The following is a 7,224-nucleotide window of genomic DNA, read 5'->3' as shown; positions in this document are numbered from 1 at the left end:
GTTCTGCTCGGAACCCTGCAAGTGGATCTTCACGCAGCGTCCGGAGCGGTTCGCCGGGCACCGGTCGCTGGTGGACCGGTTCCTCGCCGGCGAGATCAGCCCGCCCGACCTCGGCGGCGTGCTCGCCTACATGGGGCTGTCGCCGTCCGAGCAGGGACAGGACGCCACCGGCTACGCCTGGGCACAGGCCGCGGCGGCGGGCGCAACCGGCGCTAGGGCGGCACGGCGATGACCCCCGGGGCGCAGGAGCACTCCCACGAGCACGTCTACGTCCACGTCCACGAGCACTCCGAGGGGGCCCGATGGCTCTGCTGCCGCTGAGCGCGGTTTTCGAGCACGACTTCGTGTCGCTGCTGGTGGCGGTGGACGACGCCGACACCGTCGAGGCCGTCGGCCAAAAGATCGCTCACCACGTCGTGGGCCGGCGTCTGCCGGCCAGCGACGCGCCGGTGGGGGTCCGCCACAACGGTCGGGTGCTCGCCCGCGAGGCGCGCATCGGCGAGGCCGGCGTCGGCCCGCTCGACCATGTCGAAGCCTTCTTCGATGAGTAGCACGTCGATGAGTAGCGCGTCGGCGGGTGGCACCGCAGTGGCGTGGACCGACGTCGCCTCGCTGGACGAGGTGTGGGAAGGCGACGTGCTCGAGGTGACCGCGGGCGCCGAGCAGGTGCTGCTGGCGCACCTGCCCGGCGGGGCGCTACGGGCGTACCAGGCGGTGTGTCCGCACTCGCGATTCCCGCTGGTCAACGGCGCCGTCGAGGACGGGGTGCTCACCTGCGCCGCGCACCACTGGGAGTTCGACCTGGCGACCGGCGAGAGCCTCAACCCGAGCGACTGCCGGCTGTACAGCTTCCCGGTGCGCGCCGACGGCGAGCGGATCATTGTCGGGATCCCACCCGACGGCCGACGTCACTACAACCGGTGCCGTGGCGCTGCGACCGCGGCACCGACGGGGAGACGATTTTCATGACCGCCGACTCCAGCCGCCTGGTAGGCCCCATCGTCCGCGGATTCGACCCGGACGTCGTCGAGGCACTGCACGCCGCAATCGAGAAGGACAACCCCGACCAGACGCTGGTCGTGGAGGACCGCAACGGCTACGTGCGCATCAACGCGCCCCGCTTCCTGCGGGTCACCCGCGCCAGCCTGGAGGAGGCCGCCGGCCGGTCCGTCCCGCTCGCCACCCTCGAACCCGCCCTCGCCGGCTTTGCCGGGCGGATGCGGTACGTGAGCGACGACGAACTCGTCTGGTACCTGGACCGGAAGGACTGAGGATGACTACCGCCCCCACGGCGAGGCCCCTGCGCACTTGGAGTGTGTTCGACGGGGCCCGCCGCAAGCCGAACGAGTACGAGACCGTCACCGGCCACTTCCACTACCACTTCGGGCGGCAGCCGGCCCCGTTCGACCTTGATCCTGACAGTCCGATCAACCGGTGGTACCTACGCTACCGCGAGGGCTCGCCGCTGCGGGGCGTGGACTGGGAGGCGTTCCGCGACCCCGCCCAGCTCAACTACCGCCGCTACATCGCCCTGCAGCACGACCGGGAGATCTACGCCGAAGGCGTCGTCGACCACTTCGAGGCCCTCGATGCGGATGCCGGCCTGAACCCGGCCTGGGTGGGTGTCCTCGCGCGGCTTTACCTGCCCGCCCGCTACCTGTTCCACGTGTTGCAGATCACCAGCCTGTACGTCGGCCAGCTCGGACCCAGCGCCTACGTCAGCAACGCCGCGTTCTTCCAGGCCGCCGACGAACTGCGCGCCCTGCAGTGGATCGCCTACCGGGCCAAGGCGCTGTCGTTGGTCCATGGCGCCGACCTCGCCGACAGCCGGGCCACCCGACGGTTCTGGGAAGAAGACCCGGCCTGGCAACCCGCCCGGGAGGCGCTGGAGCGGTTGCTGGTCGCCTACGACTGGGCGGAGGCCTTCACGGCGCTGAACCTCGTCGTCAAGCCGGCGCTCGACACCCTGCTCAAGACCGCCCTCCCCGACCTCGCGGACGCCAACGGCGACGGCCTCACCGCCCAACTGCTGCGCGAGTCCGGCGTCGACGGCGCCCGCAGCCGGGCGTGGAGCGCGGCCCTGGCCCGCCACGCCATCGCCGAACGGCCCGACAACGCCGCGGTTCTCGCGGTCTGGGAAGAAAGCTGGCGCCCCCGCGCGGAGACGGGCGTCGCGGGCCTGGCGGCCGGGTTCGGCGATGCCCCGAACCCGGCCAGCCCGGCCGAGGTCACCGCCACCGTCGCCGCGACCACCGCGGCGTTCCGTGCCTCCTGGACCGGCACGGCGGACCCCGCCTGAACCTGCGGATCCCGCCTGAACCTCCGGCCTCCACCACCGATCCGCCCCCCGGAAGGACCCATGTCCGTCACCGACGACTACCTGACCAACAACGCCGCCTACGCGAAGACCTTCGCCGGGCCGCTTCCGCTGCCGCCGTCCAAGCACATCGCCGCCGTCGCCTGCATGGACGCACGGCTCAACGTCTACGCGATCCTCGGCCTGGGCGACGGCGAGGCTCACGTCATCCGCAACGCCGGCGGCGTCGTCACCGACGACGAGATCCGTTCCCTCGCGATCAGCCAGCGCCTGCTCGGCACCCGCGAGATCATCCTGATCCACCACACCGACTGCGGCATGCTGACCTTCACCGACGACGATTTCAAACGCTCGATCCAGGACGAGACCGGGATGAAACCGGAATGGGCCGCGGAGTCGTTCACCGACCTGACCGAAGACGTACGCCAGTCGATCGCGCGGATCAAGGCGAGTCCGTTCATCCCGCATACCGGCGCCATCCGTGGCTTCATCTTCGATGTTGCCACCGGACTGCTCGCCGAAGTCGCGTGATATCCGCCTGCCGCACCCTGCTGTTCAGCGCCTTCGAGTATCGACTCACCATTATCGGTATCACCGTCGGTTCTTTCTGATGACACCGTATTTCTGACGACACCGGACTTCGTCCGCCGTCGGGGTGCTTCGGGGATCAGTACCGTCGATCCGCGAAGCACCTCCGGGGGGAGCCAGGTGAGTGGGGCCGGCGGGAGGCGCCGGAGCCGATAATTCCCGGCCCGACCCGCCGGCCCCACCCGTCACCTGGTCAGTGGGTCAGCCGCGCTTGCGGCCGGACTCGCCGAGAGTGATCTGGTCGCCGTTGACGATGCCGGCCCGGCGCAGCGCCTCGGCGATCGCGCCGTCCGGCACACTGGATCCGCTGCGGCCACCGGAACCCCCGCGGCCACCGGAACCGTTCCTGCCACCGGAACCGCCACGACCGCCCATGCCACCGCGTCCACCGGAACCACCGGCACCACCGGCACCGCGACCGCCGGCACCACCACGTTCGCCACTCGCGGTGCCCCGGCCGCCATCCCGCTGATCACCACGATCACGGCTCCCGCCGCGTCCGGCGCCCGCACCCGCGGCTCCCCGCCGGTCACCCTCGCCGTCCCGGCGACCCGGACCCGCGGCACCGGCCTCGTCGTCCAGCCGCAGCGTCAGCGAGATCCGCTTGCGTGGGATGTCGACGTCGAGAACCTTCACCGTCACGATGTCGCCGGGCTTGACGACCTCGCGCGGATCGCTGACGAAGTTCTTCGACATCGCCGACACGTGCACCAGGCCGTCCTGGTGAACGCCGATGTCGACGAAGGCCCCGAACGCGGCGACGTTCGTGACGGTTCCCTCCAGGGTCATGCCGGGGACCAGGTCCGCGAGCGTCTCGATCCCCTCGGTGAATGCCGCCGTCCTGAAGGCCGGCCGCGGGTCACGGCCGGGCTTCTCCAGCTCGGCGAGGATGTCGGTGACGGTTGGCAGGCCGAAGGTGTCGTCGACGAACTCGCTCGGCTTCAGGGCTCGCAGGACCGCGCCGTTGCCGATAAGGGAGCCGAGGTCGCCGCCGGTCGCCGCGAGGATGCGCCGCACCACCGGGTAGGACTCGGGGTGCACGCTGGAGGCGTCCAGCGGATCGTCCCCGCCGGGGATGCGCAGGAAGCCGGCGCACTGCTCGAACGCCTTCGGCCCGAGGCGGGGGACGTCCTTCAGTGCGGCCCTGGTCTGGAACGGCCCGTGCGTGTCGCGGTGGCGCACCACGCTCTCCGCGAGGCTTGCCCCGATTCCGGACACCCGGGTCAGCAGCGGGGCAGACGCGGTGTTGACGTCCACCCCCACCGCGTTCACGCAGTCCTCGACCACCGCGTCCAGGGATGACGACAGCCGGGACTCGGACAGGTCGTGCTGGTACTGCCCAACCCCGATCGACTTCGGGTCGATCTTCACCAGCTCCGCGAGCGGGTCCTGCAGCCGCCGGGCGATCGACACGGCCCCGCGCAGCGAGACGTCGAGCCCGGGGAGCTCCGCCGCGGCATAAGCGGACGCCGAATACACCGACGCCCCCGCCTCCGACACTGTCACCTTCGTCAGCGACAGCTCCGGGTGCCGGCGGATGAGGTCCTCGGCGAGCTTGTCGGTCTCCCGGGAGGCCGTCCCGTTCCCGATCGAGATCAGGTCGACGCGGTGCTCCCGGGCGAGCCGGGCCAGGGTGGTGATCGACTCGTCCCACCGCCGTGCCGGGACGTGCGGATGAATGGTGTCGGTGGCGACCACCTTGCCGGTCGGGTCGACCACGGCGACCTTCACTCCGGTGCGGTACCCCGGGTCGAGACCCATGGTCGCCCGGGTCCCGGCCGGCGCCGCGAGCAGCAGGTCACGCAGGTTCGCCGCGAACACCCGCACGGCGGTGTCCTCGGCGGCCGTCCACAGCCGCATCCGCAGATCGACGCCGAGGTGCACAAGGATGCGGGTGCGCCAGGCCCAGCGGACCGTGTCGAGGAGCCACCGGTCCGCCGGCCGGCCCGCGTCGGAGATCCCGAACGTCTCGGCGATCCGCGTCTCGTAGTCGGTCGGCCCGGGCGGCGGGGCGGCGTCCGGCTCCGCCGGCACGCCCGGTTCGAGGGTCAGGTCGAGGATCTCCTCCTTCTCCCCCCGGAACGCCGCGAGGATGCGGTGCGACGGCAACGAGGTGAACGGCTCGGAGAAGTCGAAGTAGTCCGAGAACTTCGCCCCCGCCTCCTCCTTGCCCTCCCGGACCCGGGAGACCAGGACACCACGCGACCACATTCGCTCGCGCAGCGTGCCGATCAGGTCAGCGTCCTCGGCGAACCGTTCGACGAGGATCGCCCGCGCTCCCTCCAGCGCGGCACCCGCGTCGGCCACGCCCTTCTCCGGATCGACGTAGGCCGTCGCTGTGGCGTACGGGTCGAGCGAGGGGTCGCCCAGCAGGCTCTCCGCCAGCGGTTCGAGGCCGGCCTCCCGGGCGATCTGCGCCCTGGTCCGCCGCTTCGGCTTGAAGGGCAGGTAGATGTCCTCCAACCGGGCCTTGGAGTCGGCGGCGAGGATCTGCGCCTCCAGGGCGTCGTCCAGCTTGCCCTGCGACCGGATCGACTCGAGGATCGCGCCGCGCCGATCCTCTAGCTCCCGCAGGTAACGCAGCCGTTCCTCCAGCGTGCGCAGCTGCGTGTCGTCGAGGGTGCCGGTCGCCTCCTTGCGGTAGCGAGCGATGAAGGGCACGGTGGCACCACCGTCGAGCAGGTCGACCGCCGCCGTCACCTGCCCCTGGCGCACGCCGAGCTCCTCGGCGATCCGCTGATGGATGGACTGCTGCGGGACAGATGTCGTCGTCACAATCCCTGATCCGCCTTCTCGTCGATCTTCGGTCGCCGGGCCGGGGGCCGGCCGCGTCGTCGTCGCTCGGGCGCCGTGCGGTGAGACCCGCGCCGACGCTCTGACTGCGAGACTACGGGTGATCACGCGGTTTTCCGCCCGCGGGCGGCGGTCCCGGCGCGGGTTCCCGCGTTCCCGCAGCCTCCTGGTTTCGAGCGCAGGCCTCCTGGTCTCGGCTGCCAGCCTCCTGGTCTCGGGCATCGTCCCCGCGTGGCGCGGTTACGGCGGCGACCGGCCCGGCCCGGCGTGGCCCGCCTGGCCGGAGAACCGGTTCCGGGGTGGCCGGGTCGTTTCTGCTACCAGCTCTGATGAGCTGGGCGGTCTGATTGTGTTGCGGTGTATATCCCATTGGTTCGGCATGACCTACGATGTGCCCGTGCACACTGGGGACGGGGCTGCCGGCGCGGGCCGCGTGTATTCTCGGCATTCCGCCGCCGAGGTCGCGGTGAGTGGCCGGGCGGGCTCCCGTGGGGGCGACCCGCGCTTTGCCGCGTCGGGCCGCGAGGTGAGCCGCGGGAGTACCCTGGGCTCCATCTGTGGCCCGATCGCCGGTGGAAGTGGGCTCGACGGGATTCGCCACGAGGCTTTCCTGTATCAGGGCGACGCCGGTTTCCTCAGCACAACGCACGATTTCGTGCTCGCCGGGCTCGCGGCCGACGAGGCCGTCCTGGTCGCCGTGACACAGGCGGATACGCCAGTTACGCGCCGCCCTCGGTCGGGCCGCGCAGCGCGTCTCTTTTCTCGACATGGCCGAGCTCGGTCGTAATCCGGCCCGGATTATTTCGGCCTGGCAGGATTTTCTGGACCTCGGTGTCGAACGCGGTCGGCTGGTACGGGGGATCGGCGAGCCGATATGGCTGGACCGGTCCGGCCCGGAGCGGCGAGCATGCATGCTGCACGAGGCGTTGCTCAACGAGGCGTTCGCCGCGCCGCCGGCGTGGCGGCTGCGGTGCCTCTATGCTGTGGGCCGGATCGACTCGCCGCTCGTCGACGAGATCTGGCGCACCCATCCCGTGGTGGTGGAGGGCGGGCTGGGCCGGGTCAGTTCCCGGTGTCGATCGCCCGGGTCCGTCGTCGGGGGTCCGGGCCCCGACCCGCTGGCCGAGGCCCTGCCGGACCTCGGCGTTCCCCGCATCAAGTTTGCCTTCGGCCCGCACGACCTGGGGCATGTCCGCGCCGAGATGACCCGGGTCGCCTTGGCCCGGGGCCTGGGCGCCGAGCGGACCGGCGAGTTCGAGCTGGCCGTGCACGAGGTCGCCACGAACAGCGTGCACCACGGCGGGGGCCATGGAGTGGTCCGCATCTGGACGGACGACGCCTGCCTGATCTGCGAGGTCCGCGACGGCGGCCGGCTGTACGACCGGTTGGCCGGACGCCGCCGCCCGGACCTGTCCCTGGGCGGCGGCCGCGGGCTGTGGCTCGTCAACCAGTTGTGCGATCTCGTCCAGCTCCGGTCGACCTGGGTTGGCACGACCGTGCGGATGTATATGTACGTCTAATACTCC

At 71.1% G+C, this 7,224-nt stretch carries 7 protein-coding genes and 1 pseudogene; 7 read left to right on the top strand and 1 reads right to left on the bottom strand.

Annotation, left to right across the window (positions count from 1 at the left end):
• From AC08OQ_RS16035 to AC08OQ_RS16010, 6 genes and pseudogenes are all read left to right on the top strand, one after another.
• Nucleotides 1-232 (top strand): annotated as a pseudogene (locus AC08OQ_RS16035) (toluene monooxygenase); the annotation flags it as partial.
• A gap of 70 nt (nt 233-302) precedes the next feature.
• Nucleotides 303-551, top strand: a complete 249-nt coding sequence (locus tag AC08OQ_RS16030) for a toluene-4-monooxygenase system B family protein (protein WP_462187827.1) — start codon at nt 303-305, stop codon at nt 549-551.
• Nucleotides 552-558: 7 nt separating this feature from the next.
• On the top strand, nt 559-969 hold the full coding sequence (locus AC08OQ_RS16025; RefSeq protein ID WP_476597412.1) for a monooxygenase system ferredoxin subunit: 411 nt from the start codon (nt 559-561) through the stop codon (nt 967-969).
• Nucleotides 966-1,271, top strand: a complete 306-nt coding sequence (locus tag AC08OQ_RS16020) for an MmoB/DmpM family protein (protein WP_476602122.1) — start codon at nt 966-968, stop codon at nt 1,269-1,271. The genes AC08OQ_RS16025 and AC08OQ_RS16020 overlap by 4 nt, the downstream gene beginning before the upstream one ends.
• A 2-nt stretch (nt 1,272-1,273) precedes the next feature.
• Nucleotides 1,274-2,299: an aromatic/alkene monooxygenase hydroxylase subunit beta gene (locus AC08OQ_RS16015; protein WP_462187832.1), complete on the top strand. Its 1,026-nt coding sequence runs from the start codon at nt 1,274-1,276 to the stop codon at nt 2,297-2,299.
• Nucleotides 2,300-2,359: 60 nt separating this feature from the next.
• Entirely contained in the window at nt 2,360-2,848 is a 489-nt protein-coding gene (locus AC08OQ_RS16010) for a beta-class carbonic anhydrase (protein WP_476601957.1), read from the top strand.
• A 258-nt stretch (nt 2,849-3,106) separates the two neighbouring features.
• On the opposite strand, the gene AC08OQ_RS16005 is transcribed toward AC08OQ_RS16010, so the two are convergent.
• Nucleotides 3,107-5,680 carry a Tex family protein gene (locus tag AC08OQ_RS16005; RefSeq protein WP_476601956.1) on the bottom strand — a complete coding sequence of 858 codons (2,574 nt, stop codon included), beginning with the start codon at nt 5,678-5,680 and terminating at the stop codon, nt 3,107-3,109.
• Between the two features lie 728 nt (nt 5,681-6,408).
• Between AC08OQ_RS16005 and AC08OQ_RS16000 the strand changes: the two genes are divergently transcribed.
• Nucleotides 6,409-7,218 (top strand): anti-sigma factor RsbA family regulatory protein, encoded by an 810-nt coding sequence (locus AC08OQ_RS16000; RefSeq protein ID WP_476601959.1) that lies wholly within the window; start codon nt 6,409-6,411, stop codon nt 7,216-7,218.
• Nucleotides 7,219-7,224: the final 6 nt, after the last annotated feature.

Source organism: Frankia sp. CcCS3 (genome assembly GCF_977927575.1).
This window is presented reverse-complemented; position numbering and strand designations above follow the sequence as displayed.